1 protein-coding gene is annotated in these 479 nt (G+C 43.2%); it reads left to right on the top strand.

What is annotated here, in order from left to right; genetic code table 11:
• Positions 1-15: 15 nt before the first annotated feature.
• The coding region (locus RAD15_RS43655) for a hypothetical protein (RefSeq protein ID WP_458184837.1) at positions 16-479 on the top strand (464 nt) is incomplete at its 3' end.

The raw sequence follows: 479 nt of genomic DNA on the forward strand, positions 1-479 counted from the left end.
CTTCCGGTACTCCTGATGGTGGCGCTTTATATTGTTCTTTATATTATCTCACTGGTAACCATCGCCGTCGGCGGTTTAGTGTTCAATATCGTTTTTCTCGGTTTGCTGGCTATTATTGGGATAGGGGTCATTAACGGTATTACCTACAGTAAATGGATGACCTTGTTTGGCAATGGCGCAAACTTTGGCATTCATCGTTTCTCGATTCAGGTTAATGTTAAAACGTGCATCAGAGGGTGCGTGTCGGCAATGTTGACCCTTTTTCCTTTTGCTGTCGTGATTGGTTATCGAATCACGCCGGTGTTCACCGACATGATTCTTTTGAGTATGATGGGGAATGCGCAGGCAGGAGGGGCGCTTATTCTGCAATATTATGGCCAGATAATGGCATGTTATTTCCTCTATTTTCTCGCGATTATTGTGGTAACCAGTTACTTATATGTGGCGTTACGCAACCTGTTTTTAAACAATTTGTCACT

The sequence above is a fragment of the Bradyrhizobium sp. 14AA genome, assembly GCF_054185205.1.